Origin of the sequence: Neorhizobium galegae (genome assembly GCF_017877055.1) — a bacterium.
Classification (GTDB): Bacteria; Pseudomonadota; Alphaproteobacteria; order Rhizobiales; family Rhizobiaceae; genus Neorhizobium; species Neorhizobium galegae_D.
The window spans coordinates 1,676,250-1,690,970 of record NZ_JAGIPG010000001.1 but is presented as its reverse complement, the minus strand read 5'-3'; the positions used below and the strand labels follow the sequence as shown (position 1 = coordinate 1,690,970).

Genomic DNA, 14,721 nt, shown 5'->3' with positions numbered 1-14,721 from the left:
CCGCTCGCCAGAGCGGGCTCTTCGTCTCTAGCGCAGCAGTTTGAGGCTGCCGGTCAGCGACTTTATCCATTTCGAAGGGCCTGCGAGGCCAAGGCCGTCGATCTCTTCCTCCGCCAGATCACGGGCGGGGAAGGCGTTCTCGTAGTCGCGATAGTCATGCAGCGACCTGGCGAAGGCCGGAAAAGGCACGATGGCGTGGTTCTGGAGTTGCTCCACAGCCCTCAGCATCAAGGATCGGATCGTGTCGGGCTGCGCCTGCAAAATGGGCACCGGCAGTGCGGAACTGATATCGATCGTGCGGCCCTAGCGATCGGTCAGCCGGCGAGCCGCGAGCGCAGGCAGGCGGGCGCCGAGGCCGATCGAGATGGCGCCGGCCGTATTGGCGACGAGGCCGAGCGGCAGGAAAGGGTTGACGATGATGGCGATGCGAATGTCGTCGGTCATAGGTGGCAAGATATCCATCAGTGGAAGAGGACCTGCAGATTACTCCGCATCGTCCGGTCGATCCTGCCTTTTGCTTCCAGATTTTCTAATCCTGGGGTAGAGTCTACCTCTTGAGAGGGAAATAAAGGTAGATTTTGATGGCGAACGACGTCGAACTGGCGGATATAAGAATTCTGGAGGCTTTGCAGGGCGATGGCCGCCTGACCAATCAGGCGCTGGCCGACAAGATCGGGCTTTCAACCTCTCCAAGCTGGCGGCGCGTGCGGCATCTCGAGGAGACGGGCGTCATCCAGGGCTACAAGGCGGTGCTGAACCGAAAGGCGATCGGCCTCGGCGTACTTGCCTTCATCCGCGTCAAGATCGACAGCCATAGCGAAGAAGAAGCCGAAGCGTTCGCAGCGGAAGTGATCGGCCTGGACGAGGTCGTCGCCTGCTACAGTATCGCGGGTGACGCGGATTTCCTGCTGCAGGTCGTCTCACCCGATCTCGACGCCTATGCGGATTTCGCCATGTCGACGCTGCGGCGGCTGCCGCGCATCAAGGAAATGCAGACGACCTTCGTCCTGAAGGAAATCAAAGCTTTCGACGGGCTTCCGCTGCGTTTCGCGGGCAGGCGAACATAAACATGCTGCCTAGGTTTCCTGGGCGGAGATGCGCATTCGGCCCGATTTGCGTCGGCGGCCCGCAACCGGCAGGGTTTTAGGAGTTGCTTCGATACAACCTGATCGAGTTGTATCAAGGAATCTTAACAGAAGTCGGCGATGAATGTCGCCCAAGACCTCTCATCAAAGGTTTCGGCAATGGAACTGCGACGTTCTCGGGTGATTGCGGCGGCCATTTTCCTCGGCCTGCTCGGGGCAATCGTTCCGATTGTCGCGATGGTCTATATTTCGTGGATCATCACGGTCGAGAAACAGCAGAACAATCTCGAACGGCTCGCCGAGCAGACGATCATGCGTGCGAGCAGGACGTTCGAGGATGCGCGGGCGGCGCTCGATTCGCTCGCCTATCCGCGCCTGGTGCCCTGCTCGGACCAGCATATCGCCCGCATGCGGGTGATCGCCTTCAATACGCCCTCGGTCAAGGAAGTCGGTTATTTCGAGAACGGACTGTTGAAATGCACCTCCTGGGGGATCGAGGAGCGCAAGGTCGACAGGCCGTGGATCGACTACATGACGCCTGACGGTGTGGAAGTGGCCACCCGCGTGCAGCCGGCGGTCAGCATGGGCAATCCCATGATGGCGCTCCACTACGGCCCCTACAACGTGCTGGTCGATCCGGCCCGTTTCGTCGATATCCTGGTGGACCCCGACATATCCCTGGCGCTCGCCAACCAGCGAGGCATGGTCCTCAACGAACTCAATTCCCCCGAAACAGACCTCGTCAAGGCGCTGATCGACGAGCCCAGAAACGGCATGACCTCCTCGGCGCTCTATGCGGTGGCGCACGACAAGGGATTGATCGCGATCGCGATGGAGCCGCGCTCCAACCTGGCGGGCAGGCTGCGGGAGGAACAATTCCTGCTGCTGCCGGTCGGCGCCTTCGTCGCCATCTTCGTCGTCGGCGTGGTAGTGTGGCTGTCCAAGAAAAGACTGTCGCCGCTCGGTGAGCTGGCGATCGCGGTGCGCAAGCGCGAATTCATCGTCCACTACCAGCCGATCATCGAGCTCAAGACCGGCATCTGCGTTGGCGCCGAGGCACTGGTGCGGTGGCGGCGGCCGGATGGCTCGCTGGTGCGCCCGGACCTGTTCATTCCGCTTGCGGAGGAGAGCGGGCTCATTCAGCCAATCACCGACCAGGTCATCGAAGCGATCATTACCGATCTCGGGGGATTGCTGAAGGCGGAAAGTTCGCTGCATATCGCCGTCAACCTTTCCGCCGCCGATGTCACATCCGGTCGCATTCTCGACATGCTCGACAAGAAACTCGCGAAGACGGAGATAAGGGCAGGGCAGATCTGGCTGGAGGCCACCGAACGCGGCTTCATCGACATCGAGGCTGCGCGGACGACATTGACAGAGGCTCGGCGGAGAGGCCACTCGGTGGCGATCGACGATTTCGGCACGGGATATTCCAGCCTGCAATACCTGCAGGGGCTACCGATGGATGCGCTGAAGATCGACAAGTCCTTCATCGACACGATCGGCCGCAATAGCGCCACCAGCTCGGTCACCGGCCACATCATCGAAATGGCAAAGACGCTTGACCTGCAGATCGTCGCCGAAGGCGTGGAGACGGAAGAGCAGGCGGACTATCTGAAGGCTCACGACGTCAGTTTCGGCCAGGGCTGGCTGTTTTCGAAACCGCTGCCGGCCGGGGATTTCATCGACTATCACCGGAATGCAAAAGCCCGCTCGGGGAGCGGGCGGGAGAATTTCCGGTGCGTGGCGGCCTGAGGGTTCGCCGGGTGAGATCAGTCTTCCAGATCGCGATAGGCCGACTGGGCCTGGTGGAACGTGACCTGCTGGCGCGGCTTCTGGTCGGCGGTGAGCATGTCGAGCGAAACGGTGGTGGCGGGGATCATGAATTCGGTATCCCCGGGGTCGCCGGCGTTTTCGGCGCGGCGCTGGTTACGGTCCGCATCGGCCTTGATGTCCTTGACCTGGTCCTTGGCCGAGATGCGCCGACCGGGCTTCAGGGCCTCGATGGCGAGGGCGGCGGTGCTCGCCGATATGCTGACCAGTTGTGTCATCGCGCCTATCACTCTTTTTTCTCAGAATATGATAATTACGGCGGCCCTGATTTGTTCCCCTTTAAACAAAACATCGGCATTTTATCGATTTGACGATTCTCGCTTCTGTCCTAGAGAAAGTTCCATGACCAACCTGCTTCTCGTCGCCATCGGCGGAGCGATCGGCTCCGTCTGCCGCTATCTCGTCGGGCTCTGGGCGCTGCGCCTGTGGGGGCCAGCGTTTCCGTGGGGGACGCTTGCCGTCAACATCGCCGGCTCGTTCGCGATCGGCTTTCTGGCCGAACTCATCGTCCGGCGGTTCGATGCGTCGCCGGAGATGCGGTTGCTGATCATTACCGGCTTTCTCGGCGGCTTCACGACCTTCTCGGCCTTTTCGCTGGATGTCGTGTCGCTCCTGGAGCGGGGCGCGACCATGGTGGGCGTCACCTATATCGTCGCCAGCGTTGCAATCTCGCTCGGTGCGGTTTTCGCCGGACTGGCGCTCGGGCGGGCAATGCTCTAAAGACCGGGCAAAGGCCGTTGGCCCACATCCAGATATGAAAGAGCTTTGATGGCAGGCATCGAGCATATCCGCGTCGAAGCGGACGAAGCGGGCATGCGGCTCGACCGTTGGTTCAAGATCCACTATCCGGGCCTCGGCTTCGGGCCGCTGCAGAAACTGCTGCGCTCCGGCCAGGTGCGCGTCGATGGCGGACGGGTAAAATCCGACGCCCGCGTGCAGCCGGGCCAGACGGTGCGCATTCCGCCGATGGAGGTCGATGCGAAAAAGACCGGGCCGATCGCCGGCAAGGACCTCAAGCATTCCAGCGATTTCGAACTTCTGTCGCGGATGGTGCTGCACGAGGACGAGAAGGTCATCGTGCTCAACAAGCCGGCCGGCCTTGCGGTGCAGGGCGGATCAGGCGTCTCGCGCCATATCGACCAGATGCTCGACAGCTGGATAAGCCCGAAGGGCGAAAAGCCGCGGCTGGTGCACAGGCTCGACCGCGACACATCCGGCGTGCTGGTGATCGCCCGCACCCGCGGTGCTGCTCAGAAGCTGACGGCCGCATTTCGCGAGCGCGACACCAAGAAGACCTATTGGGCGCTGGTCAAGGGCGTGCCGCGCAAACACGAGGACAAGATTTCCACCTGGCTGGTGAAGGAACAGACGCCGGATGGCGACCGCATGCGGATCGCGAAACACGGCGAGGACGGCGCCGACCACGCGGTGTCCTATTACCGGGTGCTGGAAATGGCGGCGCAGACGCTCTGCTGGCTGGAGATGGAGCCCTATACCGGCCGTACCCACCAGTTGCGCGTCCATGCGCTGCATATCGGCCATCCGATCATCGGCGACCCGAAATATTTCGACGACGACCATAACTGGGATTTTCCGGGCGGTATCCAGAAGAAGCTGCATCTGCACGCGCGCCATATCGACATTCCGCATCCGAATGGCGGGCGGCTGAAGGTCACGGCACCTTTGCCGCCGCATATGGTGCAGAGCTGGAACCTTCTCGGCTTCGACATGGAAAACGGCCGCAGGGAAGACGACGAAGAATGAAACTGGTCCTTTTCGATTGCGACGGCACGCTGGTCGACAGCGCAAACCTGATCCATGAAACCATGCGCCGCACCTTCGCCCATTTCGGCAAGCCGGAACCGATGGTGGAAGACACCAAGGCAATCATCGGGCTCACGCTCGACATCGCGATCGCCCGCATGCAGGGCAAGCCGCATGCGGACGACGAAGCCGTCGAGATGATGACCTATTACAAGACGCTGTTTGCCGTCGTCCGCCAGGATCTCGGCTTCAAGGAGCCGTTGTTCGGAGGGATCCGCGAGCTGATCGACACGATCGGTCCGCGCGCGGACCTGGTGATCGGCGCGGTGACCGGAAAATCACGGCGGGGCCTGAAGCTCGTGATGGAGACGCATGGTTTCGACAGGTATTTTACCGTGTCGCGCACCGCCGACGATTGCCCGTCGAAGCCGCACCCGGCGATGGTGGCCGAATGCTGCGACGAGACCGGCATGCAGCCTTCCGACACCCTTGTCATCGGCGATGCCATTTACGATATGCAGATGGCGAAGGCGGCCGGCGCCACGGCGATCGGCGTCGCATGGGGTTACGCCTCGGTGGACGAGCTGAACAAGGCCGGAGCCGACGCCATCATCCATCATCCGAGCGAATTGCTGAGCCATATCGGCTGAGGTTTTATTTCCATGCGTGACATGTTTCCCGATCCCTCCGAAGCACTGAGCCATCCGGACCCGACGCGGCGGGCTCAGATCCAGATGCACAAGCCGCTGCCGAAACGCTTCTATAAGGAAGTGTCGGTTGCCGAAGGCGAGGGCGGCCACGCCATCCATCTCGATGGACGACCGGTCAGGACGCCTGCCAAGAACGGGCTGGTCGCTCCGACCGCCCGGCTTGCAGAACTGATCCGCGACGAGTGGGCGAACCAGGTGGATGTCATCGATCCCGGCACCATGCCGGTGACGCGGCTCGTCAATACCGCGATCGACGGCATCGCCACCGACCGCCAAGCGGTGTTCGAGGATATCCTGCGGTTCTCCTCGAGCGACATGCTCTGCTATCGCGCCGAGGCGCCGGAAAACCTGGTCGCGCGCCAGAACGAACTCTGGGATCCGATCATCGATTGGGCCGCGAACGAACGCGGCGCGCGCTTCATCCTGGTCGAGGGTGTGATGCCCCAGGAGCAGCCGAAGGAGGCGACCGCCGCCTTCGCGGTGACGCTGAAGAAATACGATACGCCGATCGAACTCGCCGTCCTCCACACGGTAACGACGCTGACCGGTTCGGCGATCCTGGCGCTCGCCTTCGCGGAAGGCCGGCTCACTGCCGACGAGGCCTGGGCGCTCGCCCATCTCGACGAGGACTGGACGAACGAACATTGGGGTACGGACGCGGAGGCCGAACATCGTCGAGCAAAACGGCTTGAAGAAATGCGGGCCGCAACCGAAACTTTTCTTGCTTTGAAGCCCGCCGTTTAATGCTTCTATAACCCTGTTCGTTGGAACATCGGAACGTGCCGTTTTCCGGGTCCGTTCATGTTCCGTCGCCTGTTTCGTTTCGCTTTCATTGTGCTGACGGCCTTGCCGCTGATGTCGTTCCGTCTGGAACAGGCAAACACGGCGCAGGAGAAGCTTCTTTACGACGTGCGCGGCGCCTTCGTGACCGCACGGCCCGACGTGCCGAAAGGACTGGTGATCGCCACCGACATGCTGGTCGACGAGGCGATCCGGGCAACCACCAGATCGATCGCCCTGCCACGGACGATCATTTCGGTGCGGATCGACGAGATGTCGCATGTTCCGATGCTGATCGGCAGCCGGCATGAGGCGAAGGTGACGGTGCAGGCAATTTCGGTCAACAGCGGCGAACCGGTCGCCAAGGGGACGTTCAAGACCTCGATCTACCTGCTGGACGGGGACACCGCGGACCGTGACCTCGCCGAAAAGATCGCCGACCGCATCTCCGGCGAATTCCGCCTCGACGGCCAGCGCCGCCCAACCATGGCGACCGCGCTGTTTCCGTGAGACTTAGGACACGTATTTGTGCAGGATCGAATTGATCAGCGTCTGATAGGGCATGCCCTGTTCAAGCGCCTTGGCTTTCAGGCGCGCGAGATCTCTTTCCGGAATGGAAATGGAAATCCTCTGCCGCTTGCCATCGATCGCGTTGCGCGCAGCATCCTGCCAGAGACGTTTGCGTTCTTCGATTTCATCAACCGGCACCCATTCGTCGGTCTCCGAGAGCGCGATGATTTCCTGCTCGCTCAGTTCACTGCCAAGTTTGCCCTTGCTCACGGCTTCTCACCCCTCAGATAGTCTCAGGTTGCCTTGCGGCTGGGGAAAAAGGTTTTCAGAAAAACCCCTTCCTCCGTTTCGACATAAGGTACTATGAAGGCATAGCCTTCGATTTCCACGACCATTTGACGCTGATGCGCATACCGCTCGATATTCACGTGGCGGCGGTCATCAAGGAGCATGCCCTCACTCAAGGCGATCACGATCCTCTCGAAGCCGAACCCGAACTTCTGTTTGAGAAGATCATTCTTTTCGTCCGACCAGTGAATCTCCATGCATATGGAATATATCCGAGCCTGCTGTTGATCAAGCTTAGCCCAGCCGTTCCGCGTGCCAGCGGAGATGGTCGTCCATGAAGGTCGAGATGAAATAATAGGAGTGGTCGTAGCGCTCGTGCAGGCGCAGCGTCACGTCGATATCCGTTCCCTTGACCGCCTCCTCGAACAGCCAGGGGCGCAGGCCGTTTTCCAAAAAGCCGTCCGCCTTGCCCTGGTCGATCAGGAACTCAGGGAAGCGGGCGCCGTCTTCGACCAGGGCACAGGCATCGTATTGCCGCCAGGCTGCGCGGTCCGGGCCAAGATATTTCTCGAAGGCCGGCGCCGACCAGTCGGCCGTCGATGGCTCGACGATCGGCGCGAAGGCGGAGCAGCTCTTGAAGCGCTCCGGGTTCTTCAGCGCGATGGTCATGGCGCCGTGACCGCCCATGGAATGGCCGAAAATACCCTGGCGGTCCATGTCCATGCGAAAATGCTGGCTGGCGAAATTCGGCAGTTCCTCGGTGATGTAGGTGTACATCTGGTAGTGTTCGGCCCAGGGCTTCTCCGTGGCGTCGAGATAGAATCCGGCGCCCTTGCCCATCTGCCAGTTGGTGAGCTCGTCGGGCACGTCATTGCCGCGCGGGCTGGTATCCGGGCAGATGACGATGAGGCCGAGCTCGGCGGCCATCCGCCGGTATTCGCCCTTTTCCATGACATTGGCATGGGTGCAGGTGAGGCCTGACAGATACCAGACAACCGGGCAGGGCTCCTTGATCGCCTGCGGCGGCACGAAGACGGCAAACGTCATCTCGCAGTTGCAGGCCTCGGACGGGTGCATGAACACGCCCTGCATGCCGCCGAAGGCGGTGTTCTGGGAAAGGACCTTCATCGGTGCTCCTTGGATGGCATCAGTTGCCCATCGACACGACGGCGTTGACGGCCGCGGCGACAAGGACGGTGTTGAAAAAGAAGGATACGACCGCATGCAGCAGGTTGATGCGGCGCATGCCGGTCGTGGTGATCTGGACGTCCGACGTCTGGGCGGTCATGCCGATCACGAAGGAAAAATACAGAAAATCATAGGCGCCGGGCTCGTCCGTTTCGGGGAAATCGAGGCCGCCGCGCTTTCCTTCGTTCTCTTGCGCCTGCTCGTCAGGCCGCCAGAAAAGATGGGCATAGTGCATGGCGAACATGGTGTGGATGGTCAGCCAGCCGAGCACGACGGATCCGAAGGCGAGCGAGACGGCGGCAAGACCCGCCGGTTGCGAACGGTTCAACGCCTCGAACAGCGAAACGACGGCAGCGGCAACCGCAAGCAACGTCACGGCGAGGATGACCGGGGCCGGTTCGTCGTCGTTCTGCCCCTTGCCCCGCAGCGTGCCGCCATCGAGTTTCGGGATGCGCACCGCCATCAAGACAAGATAGATCAGGAAGAAGACGATGACCGTGATGCCGGGTGCGAGCTCCGGCACATAGAGGATCAGGAACGGCAGGCAGGCGAGCGAGGCGATCGTGCCCGCGAAGAACGGTCCATGCCTGTGATAGTTCAGTCTGCGCCAGGGGCTCGGCATCAAGGTCTTCCGATCGCTCACGTGGCTGATTTGGCGCGGCGGCAGAGCCTGTCCAGCGTTTCCAGGAATTTCGATCGGTCGCGCGGTGAAAAGGCGGCGTTGTAGCCCTTGCTCTCGCCGGTTTCCCGCAAATGTGCCCCAAGATCGCGCATGGCACTCGCCATGCCGATATTGGTTTCGTCGAAGACGCGGCCGGTCGGTCCGGTCACCAGCGCACCGGCCGCAACACAGCGTACCGCCAGCGGCACGTCGGCGGTGACGACGATATCGGCGGGTCCGGCGCGTTCGGCGATCCAGTTGTCGGCGGCATCGAAACCGGCCGAGACGATGACGTTGTGGACCATCGGGTCGCGGGAGGGGCGAAGGCCGGAATTGGCGACGAAGGTCACTTCCAGGCCATGGCGTTCCGCCACTTTCAGGATCTCCGGTTTGACCGGGCAGGCATCGGCGTCGACATAGATCATGGATGGATATTCCGGCCCCAGCCCGATCGGCGCCTCAAACTGCGGGAAGCCACGCAGCCCGACAGGGCGGGCTGCGTGCAGGAAGCCGTCTCAGGCTACGGCGGTCGTCTGGTCGTCGATCGCTGCGCCGGGCGCGTTCTTCTGGATCGATTCTATGGCCGAAACGGCGGAAGCCTTGGCCGAATAGCCTTCGGACGAGAACATGGTCTGACCGTTCGCAGCCTTGAAGCGGAAACGGTATTCCCCGGCCTTGTCCTTGTAGATTTCGAATTTGTACATCTCTGCGTCCCTCACATTAAACGGAGTTAAATCCTAGGTCTATTCGCAGTATCGGAGCGTGTTGGAACATCGCTCAATAAATCACTACGCTGCGAATCGATTCGCCGCCATGCATCAGCTCAAAACCTCTGTTGATGTCTTCGAGCGGCATGGTGTGGGTGATCATCGGATCGATCTCGATCTTGCCCTCCATATACCAATCGACGATCTTTGGCACGTCGGTACGGCCGCGGGCGCCGCCGAACGCCGTGCCCATCCAGCTGCGGCCGGTGACGAGCTGGAACGGACGGGTGGATATTTCCTGGCCGGCGCCGGCAACGCCGATCACTACCGACTTGCCCCAGCCGCGATGCGAGGCCTCCAGCGCCTGGCGCATGACCTTGGTATTGCCGGTGCAGTCGAACGTGTAGTCGGCCCCGCCTATGTGGTCGGCGCCACGCCTGGTCAGATTGACGAGATAGGGAACGATGTCGCCGTCGACTTCCTTCGGGTTGACGAAATGGGTCATGCCGAAGCGTTCGCCCCAGGCCTTCTTGTCACTGTTCAGATCGACACCGATGATCATGTCGGCGCCGGCAAGGCGAAGCCCCTGGATGACGTTGAGCCCGATGCCGCCGAGACCGAAGACGACGGCGGTGGCGCCGATCTCGACCTTGGCGGTGTTGATGACGGCACCGATGCCCGTCGTCACGCCGCAGCCGATATAGCAGACCTTGTCGAAAGGTGCGTCCGGGTTGATCTTGGCAAGCGCGATCTCCGGCAGCACGGTGTAATTCGCGAAAGTCGAGCAGCCCATATAGTGGTGGATCTTGTCCTTGCCGATCGAAAAGCGCGAGGTGCCGTCCGGCATCAGGCCCTGGCCCTGGGTGGAGCGGATCGCGGTACACAGATTGGTCTTGCGCGACAGGCAGGAATAACATTCGCGGCATTCGGGCGTGTAGAGCGGGATGACGTGGTCGCCCTTCTTCACCGAGGTGACGCCGGGGCCGACATCGACGACGACGCCCGCACCCTCATGGCCGAGGATCGCCGGAAACAGGCCTTCCGGGTCGGCACCGGACAGGGTGAAGTCGTCGGTATGGCAGATGCCGGTCGCCTTCACCTCGATCAGCACTTCGCCGGCGCGGGGGCCTTCGAGCTGGACGGTCATGACTTCGAGCGGTTTGCCAGCCTGAACGGCGACGGCGGCGCGGATATCCATGATGTTCTCCCTTGAGGCGTATAGATTCGGCGCGACCTTGGCACGGGCAAGGGGGCCGGCTCAAGTCGGAACGAGCCGTTCGGGGTCGCATTTCGGCGAGCGGATCAAAGTCCGATGAGCGGCACCTGCGGCGAGGTCGTACGCGGCGTCAGGCCGGTCAGGCGTGGATCGTCGAGCACTTCGACCATCAGGGCGTAGGGCGTGAACCCGGACCGCTGGTAGAACTGCATGGCGGCCGGGTGGTCGAAATGACAGGTATGTACCCAAAAACGGCGGATCGGATGCGCCCAGGCCCTCTCGATTGCCCAGTTCATCATGAAACGGCCGGCGCCCTTGCCGATCGCACCGGCGACGAGACCGAAATAGACGAGCTCGCATTCGCCCTTTTCCCGGAAATCGAGCTCCAACAGGCCGATGCGGCGGCCGCCGTCGAGAAGCACGTAAATCTCGACCTGCGGATCATTGAGGACCGAGGCAAGTTCGTCATCCCCCATGACCAGCCGGGAGACCCACATCCAGTTCTCGCCGACCGCCCGAAACAGCGCGCGGTATTCGTCGAGTGCGGGAGACTGCCAGCGCTCCAGGGTGAGGGTGTCCGGCGCCGGCGTGGTTTTCCTGCGCGGCCTGCCCAGCATTTCGAGGCAGGTCACGACGGTCGCGATCTTGCCTGGAGGTACGGCGGAATAGCCGGATGGTAGAGTGGGGTTTTCGCTTTTCATGCAACCTTTGGAGCCCCTGGGCGGGCCGATGTCAATGGGCGGAGACGTCGATGGCAAGTGATATCGAGAGCAGGTGATCAGCCGAAAAGGCGGTCGCAAGCATATATGATACCGTAGGAGTGGATGGCGACGGCTGCATAGAGGCCGAGTCCCGCCATCAGCCGCTCGCCCGGATGCATGGGGTCGAGGCTTTCGCGCGGTTTGACCGACGAAAAGCCCATCAGGCTCATCAGCGTGAAGACCGCAAGTGCCGCGATGAGGGCGGTCGGCGGCAGCCCGATCCGGTAACCGACCCAGAGCATCAGGAGCGTGATGCCGAAACTGCCGGCAACGAGCAGGCTGCGGGTCGGAAAGATCTGCCTTAGAATCCTGCCGCCGTCGAACCGGTACATGGGCAGAAGGTTGAGGAGGTTGAAGGCCCCGAGGATCAGCAGGAAAACCAGCGCCGGCTCCCGCAATGCCACGGGAAGTATGCGGCTGTTTGCCAGGTGACTAGCGGAAACCACGACCGGGACCAGGAATGCCGACATGCCGGCGCCCATCAGCGCGCAGGTCGCCACTTCGAATCGGCTCTTATAGGGCCTGCCGCCGATCGCCAGGCCGCCGAGCAGCGGCACGAAGATCATCCGGACCGTCTCATGCCCGAAGGCGCGATAAGCCGCCAGATGTCCGAGTTCGTGCAGCACGATGACCAGGGTGAGGATGACCGAGATCGTCAGGCCGGCAGGAGTGAGCCCGAAAAACGGCCAGAGCAGCAGCGTAGAAAGGACGGCCAGGCCTATCTGGGTGACGGGGTGCTCGATCATGCCTCCCGCCTTCGGCCGGCCGCTCTTCAGCCAGGCGGTCAGCGACGAAAGTTCGCGACGGATCATGAAATAGCGAAACAGGTAGACTGCCAGTCCGCGATAGGTGTCCGTCTGGGCAAGCGTGAGCGTCGAGCCGCCGGACGCCGCCGACACCGCGCGATATTCCTCGAAATTGCGCCAGACGGAAATATCGAGTGCGGTATCGTCGATCACGCGTGCACGGCTCTCGTAACTGTGCCTGAAGTGATCGACATTCTCCTCCACCTTGAAGACCCTCCGGATCGGCGCGCCGTGGCGGTCGGGATGGCTGTAGGCGATCTCGATGCCGCCGCAGTTCTGTTCCACCCCTGAGGAGAGGACCGAAGGGTTCCAACTCGCCTCCTCGCCGCCCGGGTGAAAGGCGCTCCAAAGGCGCTCCGGGGAGATTTCGAGTGTCCGGTGCAGCGTGATGGTGCGGCGGCCGACGGGTGCGGCCATCAGCAGCCAGAGAAAGCCGAGATTGATCGTCAGCAGCAAGACGGCTGAAACAATGGGCGTCATGTCGACCTCCGGAGCCTGTCGGCTTGGCATTGGCCGATCATCACAGACACCATTAGGCCGATTGATTTTCCACGGGGTTTAGCCAATCGCTAAAATGCGAATGAGCAGCCGTGCGAGGGTTGCGACCCGACGGTTCGTCAGGCCGCCACTTCCTGCGTCAGGCGATGCCCTGCATCGGTCACCAGCCACGGGCCGGAGCGCAGCACCTCCCTCGGCCTTTCATAGGTCGCCACCGCCGCCATCATCTCCCGCCAGGCGGGATGATTGGCCTCAGGATCGGCCAGTTCGTCGATCTCGCACAGGACCCGCGCTTCGAGCGGCGAAAGCATCAGCCGGCCACGCTCCATCGCACCGCGCAACACCCGCCAGACATAGGCGAGATCGAAGGCGGTGATGCCGGCAGAGGCCGGGCGGGTGGCATGGTAGGCGCCGCGCGCGCCCGGCTCGAGGGCCATGCGAATCTGGTCGAGGGCGAAGGCCGAGAGGTTTTCCGGCACTTCGGACGCGACTTCCATGGCATGCAGCAGCAGTTCGAGCTCGACGGCCGAATGAACGGCGCCGTCGCCAGCGATCGTGCGCATCAGCCAGCTGGCTTTCGCGTCGTCGATGCGTCCCGGCGGCTTCGTGCCACGCACGAGATATGCCGTCAGGCTTTCGACGAAATAGGTCGACCATTCGGGGCTTTGTTCGGAACAGGAATCATTCAGCGCAAGAAGGGCGAGCGCATCTTCGGAGGAGCAAATGCCATCCGGGAACGCGTATTTGCGCAGCATCAGAATATCGTCGGCCACAATCCGACCCTTCCCGGCGATGACACATGCCGGAAAAGAAAAGCGGAATCCGCTCATCTTCATTTCTCCGTTTCATCATGAAACTGAATGTGGGGGATAATAAATGAGAGAAGTTGAGGGGTAGCAAAGAAGCGGGGTTAATACGCGGGAAACAAGGTCGTCAAACCGTCTCCAGCTGCTTCGATTTGGAACGCTCCCGCCAGATGATGAACAGGCCGGAGGCGACGATGACGGTAATGCCGAGCCATTTGGAAGCGCTCGGGAAATCGCCGAACAGCGCGTAACCGAGCACCGTCGCCGAGATGATCTCGAAATACTGGAAGGGCGCAAGCAGTGAAAGCGGCGCCAGCCGGAAGGCCCGGACCACGAGCAGATGCATGTAGCCTGAGATCGAGCCGAGCAGTATCAGCAGGACGAGACCGAGCCAGGAGGCGGGCAGCGACGGCGTAAAATCCTGAGCCCCTGCGGCATCCCCGATCACCAGGGCTGCTGCCATCAACAGCGTTCCTCCGACGCCTGCCACGGTCTGCATGACGAGCGGCGAATCGGCTTCGCCGATCGCGCGGTTGAGGAAGAGGTAGAGCGTGAAGAGGAAGGCGCAGGCGACCGGCAGCAGCGCCGTCCAGCCGAAGATCGCATAGCTCGGCTGGATGACGATCATGGCACCACCGAAACCGACGATAATCGCCAGCCACCGCCGCCAGCCGACCTTTTCGCGCAAGAAGATCGCCGACATCATGGTGAGCATGAAGGGCTCGACAAAATAGATGGCGAAGACATCGGCGAGCGGCATGTATTTGACCGCCGCGAAAAACATCAGGCTGGCCGCCGCATGCAGCACGCCGCGCAAAAGGTTCATCCAGGGGCGCTTCGGCCGGAAGATGGCGGCCCCCGTGAGGACGACGAGCGGCAGGATGCAGACGAGCTGGAAAAAGAACCGGTAGAAGGTTACCTGGCCAGGCGACATCGCCTCGAAGGTCGCCATGTATTTGGCGATGGCATCCATCAGCGGCAGGATGACCATGCAGGTGGCCATGATGGCCATGCCCTTCAGCGGATTTTCAGACGTGGAAGAGCGCATGCCCGGCACTTTCGTGAAACCGGGTCCTTCAACCACAGCGTTCGGCAATGTTCAAGGCGT

At 61.7% G+C, this 14,721-nt stretch carries 19 protein-coding genes and 1 pseudogene; 7 read left to right on the top strand and 13 right to left on the bottom strand.

Translation table 11 applies throughout. The features are described from left to right. Window positions 1-27: 27 nt before the first annotated feature. Window positions 28-444 (bottom strand): annotated as a pseudogene (locus J2857_RS07920) (DUF2000 domain-containing protein). A gap of 137 nt (window positions 445-581) precedes the next feature. Here J2857_RS07920 and J2857_RS07915 point away from each other — a divergent pair. Both J2857_RS07915 and J2857_RS07910 read left to right on the top strand, forming a co-directional pair. Then, on the top strand, window positions 582-1,067 hold the full coding sequence (locus J2857_RS07915; protein WP_210009546.1) for an Lrp/AsnC family transcriptional regulator: 486 nt from the start codon (window positions 582-584) through the stop codon (window positions 1,065-1,067). A gap of 177 nt (window positions 1,068-1,244) precedes the next feature. After that, window positions 1,245-2,840, top strand: coding sequence for an EAL domain-containing protein (locus J2857_RS07910; protein ID WP_210010080.1), 1,596 nt, complete (start codon window positions 1,245-1,247; stop codon window positions 2,838-2,840). A 17-nt stretch (window positions 2,841-2,857) separates the two neighbouring features. On the opposite strand, the gene J2857_RS07905 is transcribed toward J2857_RS07910, so the two are convergent. Further along, window positions 2,858-3,136: a hypothetical protein gene (locus J2857_RS07905; protein WP_210009544.1), complete on the bottom strand. Its 279-nt coding sequence runs from the start codon at window positions 3,134-3,136 to the stop codon at window positions 2,858-2,860. A 124-nt stretch (window positions 3,137-3,260) separates the two neighbouring features. On the opposite strand from J2857_RS07905, the gene crcB reads away from it, so the two are divergent. The 5 genes from crcB to J2857_RS07880 are packed head-to-tail and all read left to right on the top strand — an operon-like array spanning window position 3,261 to window position 6,682. Then, window positions 3,261-3,638 (top strand): fluoride efflux transporter CrcB, encoded by a 378-nt coding sequence (gene crcB, locus J2857_RS07900; protein ID WP_210009542.1) that lies wholly within the window; start codon window positions 3,261-3,263, stop codon window positions 3,636-3,638. Between the two features lie 48 nt (window positions 3,639-3,686). Further along, window positions 3,687-4,682 (top strand): RluA family pseudouridine synthase, encoded by a 996-nt coding sequence (locus J2857_RS07895; protein ID WP_210009541.1) that lies wholly within the window; start codon window positions 3,687-3,689, stop codon window positions 4,680-4,682. Beyond that, window positions 4,679-5,332, top strand: coding sequence for an HAD-IA family hydrolase (locus J2857_RS07890; RefSeq protein WP_210009540.1), 654 nt, complete (start codon window positions 4,679-4,681; stop codon window positions 5,330-5,332). The genes J2857_RS07895 and J2857_RS07890 overlap by 4 nt, the downstream gene beginning before the upstream one ends. A gap of 12 nt (window positions 5,333-5,344) precedes the next feature. After that, entirely contained in the window at window positions 5,345-6,136 is a 792-nt protein-coding gene (locus J2857_RS07885) for an ATP12 family chaperone protein (RefSeq protein ID WP_210009539.1), read from the top strand. 57 nt (window positions 6,137-6,193) lie between these two features. Next, window positions 6,194-6,682, top strand: a complete 489-nt coding sequence (locus J2857_RS07880; RefSeq protein ID WP_210009538.1) for a hypothetical protein — start codon at window positions 6,194-6,196, stop codon at window positions 6,680-6,682. A gap of 3 nt (window positions 6,683-6,685) precedes the next feature. Here the strand turns inward: J2857_RS07880 and J2857_RS07875 are convergent, their stop codons facing one another. The 11 genes from J2857_RS07875 to J2857_RS07825 all read right to left on the bottom strand — a co-directional run bounded on the left by J2857_RS07875 (window position 6,686) and on the right by J2857_RS07825 (window position 14,661). Continuing rightward, window positions 6,686-6,952 (bottom strand): CopG family antitoxin, encoded by a 267-nt coding sequence (locus tag J2857_RS07875; RefSeq protein ID WP_210009537.1) that lies wholly within the window; start codon window positions 6,950-6,952, stop codon window positions 6,686-6,688. A gap of 23 nt (window positions 6,953-6,975) precedes the next feature. Further along, entirely contained in the window at window positions 6,976-7,227 is a 252-nt protein-coding gene (locus J2857_RS07870) for a toxin (protein ID WP_210009536.1), read from the bottom strand. Window positions 7,228-7,264: 37 nt separating this feature from the next. Then, window positions 7,265-8,098, bottom strand: a complete 834-nt coding sequence (fghA, locus tag J2857_RS07865; RefSeq protein ID WP_210009535.1) for an S-formylglutathione hydrolase — start codon at window positions 8,096-8,098, stop codon at window positions 7,265-7,267. Between the two features lie 19 nt (window positions 8,099-8,117). Beyond that, window positions 8,118-8,780, bottom strand: coding sequence for a DUF1345 domain-containing protein (locus J2857_RS07860; RefSeq protein ID WP_210009534.1), 663 nt, complete (start codon window positions 8,778-8,780; stop codon window positions 8,118-8,120). A 17-nt stretch (window positions 8,781-8,797) separates the two neighbouring features. Beyond that, complete coding sequence (locus J2857_RS07855; protein ID WP_210009532.1) at window positions 8,798-9,244, bottom strand: YaiI/YqxD family protein; 447 nt, start codon at window positions 9,242-9,244, stop codon at window positions 8,798-8,800. A 90-nt stretch (window positions 9,245-9,334) separates the two neighbouring features. After that, a complete protein-coding gene (locus J2857_RS07850; protein WP_210009530.1) occupies window positions 9,335-9,523 on the bottom strand; it encodes a YegP family protein in 189 nt (62 codons plus the stop codon). Window positions 9,524-9,596: 73 nt separating this feature from the next. Then, window positions 9,597-10,724, bottom strand: coding sequence for an S-(hydroxymethyl)glutathione dehydrogenase/class III alcohol dehydrogenase (locus J2857_RS07845; RefSeq protein WP_210009529.1), 1,128 nt, complete (start codon window positions 10,722-10,724; stop codon window positions 9,597-9,599). A gap of 104 nt (window positions 10,725-10,828) precedes the next feature. Continuing rightward, a complete protein-coding gene (locus J2857_RS07840; protein ID WP_210009527.1) occupies window positions 10,829-11,443 on the bottom strand; it encodes a GNAT family N-acetyltransferase in 615 nt (204 codons plus the stop codon). Between the two features lie 77 nt (window positions 11,444-11,520). Beyond that, window positions 11,521-12,789 carry a hypothetical protein gene (locus tag J2857_RS07835; RefSeq protein WP_210009525.1) on the bottom strand — a complete coding sequence of 423 codons (1,269 nt, stop codon included), beginning with the start codon at window positions 12,787-12,789 and terminating at the stop codon, window positions 11,521-11,523. Window positions 12,790-12,926: 137 nt separating this feature from the next. Then, window positions 12,927-13,580, bottom strand: coding sequence for a hypothetical protein (locus tag J2857_RS07830; RefSeq protein ID WP_210009524.1), 654 nt, complete (start codon window positions 13,578-13,580; stop codon window positions 12,927-12,929). A gap of 160 nt (window positions 13,581-13,740) precedes the next feature. Further along, window positions 13,741-14,661, bottom strand: coding sequence for a DMT family transporter (locus tag J2857_RS07825; RefSeq protein ID WP_210009523.1), 921 nt, complete (start codon window positions 14,659-14,661; stop codon window positions 13,741-13,743). Window positions 14,662-14,721: the final 60 nt, after the last annotated feature.

Excerpts from the sequence above, each read along its gene's own strand:
- J2857_RS07915 (WP_210009546.1), top strand. The coding sequence starts at position 582 with ATGGCGAACGACGTCGAACTGGCGGATATAAGAATTCTGGAGGCTTTG.
- J2857_RS07910 (WP_210010080.1), top strand. The coding sequence starts at position 1,245 with ATGGAACTGCGACGTTCTCGGGTGATTGCGGCGGCCATTTTCCTCGGC.
- J2857_RS07905 (WP_210009544.1), bottom strand. The coding sequence starts at position 3,136 with ATGACACAACTGGTCAGCATATCGGCGAGCACCGCCGCCCTCGCCATC.
- crcB (WP_210009542.1), top strand. The coding sequence starts at position 3,261 with ATGACCAACCTGCTTCTCGTCGCCATCGGCGGAGCGATCGGCTCCGTC.
- J2857_RS07895 (WP_210009541.1), top strand. The coding sequence starts at position 3,687 with ATGGCAGGCATCGAGCATATCCGCGTCGAAGCGGACGAAGCGGGCATG.
- J2857_RS07890 (WP_210009540.1), top strand. The coding sequence starts at position 4,679 with ATGAAACTGGTCCTTTTCGATTGCGACGGCACGCTGGTCGACAGCGCA.
- J2857_RS07885 (WP_210009539.1), top strand. The coding sequence starts at position 5,345 with ATGCGTGACATGTTTCCCGATCCCTCCGAAGCACTGAGCCATCCGGAC.
- J2857_RS07880 (WP_210009538.1), top strand. The coding sequence starts at position 6,194 with ATGTTCCGTCGCCTGTTTCGTTTCGCTTTCATTGTGCTGACGGCCTTG.
- J2857_RS07870 (WP_210009536.1), bottom strand. The coding sequence starts at position 7,227 with ATGGAGATTCACTGGTCGGACGAAAAGAATGATCTTCTCAAACAGAAG.
- fghA (WP_210009535.1), bottom strand. The coding sequence starts at position 8,098 with ATGAAGGTCCTTTCCCAGAACACCGCCTTCGGCGGCATGCAGGGCGTG.
- J2857_RS07860 (WP_210009534.1), bottom strand. The coding sequence starts at position 8,780 with ATGCCGAGCCCCTGGCGCAGACTGAACTATCACAGGCATGGACCGTTC.
- J2857_RS07855 (WP_210009532.1), bottom strand. The coding sequence starts at position 9,244 with ATGATCTATGTCGACGCCGATGCCTGCCCGGTCAAACCGGAGATCCTG.
- J2857_RS07850 (WP_210009530.1), bottom strand. The coding sequence starts at position 9,523 with ATGTACAAATTCGAAATCTACAAGGACAAGGCCGGGGAATACCGTTTC.
- J2857_RS07845 (WP_210009529.1), bottom strand. The coding sequence starts at position 10,724 with ATGGATATCCGCGCCGCCGTCGCCGTTCAGGCTGGCAAACCGCTCGAA.
- J2857_RS07840 (WP_210009527.1), bottom strand. The coding sequence starts at position 11,443 with ATGAAAAGCGAAAACCCCACTCTACCATCCGGCTATTCCGCCGTACCT.
- J2857_RS07835 (WP_210009525.1), bottom strand. The coding sequence starts at position 12,789 with ATGACGCCCATTGTTTCAGCCGTCTTGCTGCTGACGATCAATCTCGGC.
- J2857_RS07825 (WP_210009523.1), bottom strand. The coding sequence starts at position 14,661 with ATGCGCTCTTCCACGTCTGAAAATCCGCTGAAGGGCATGGCCATCATG.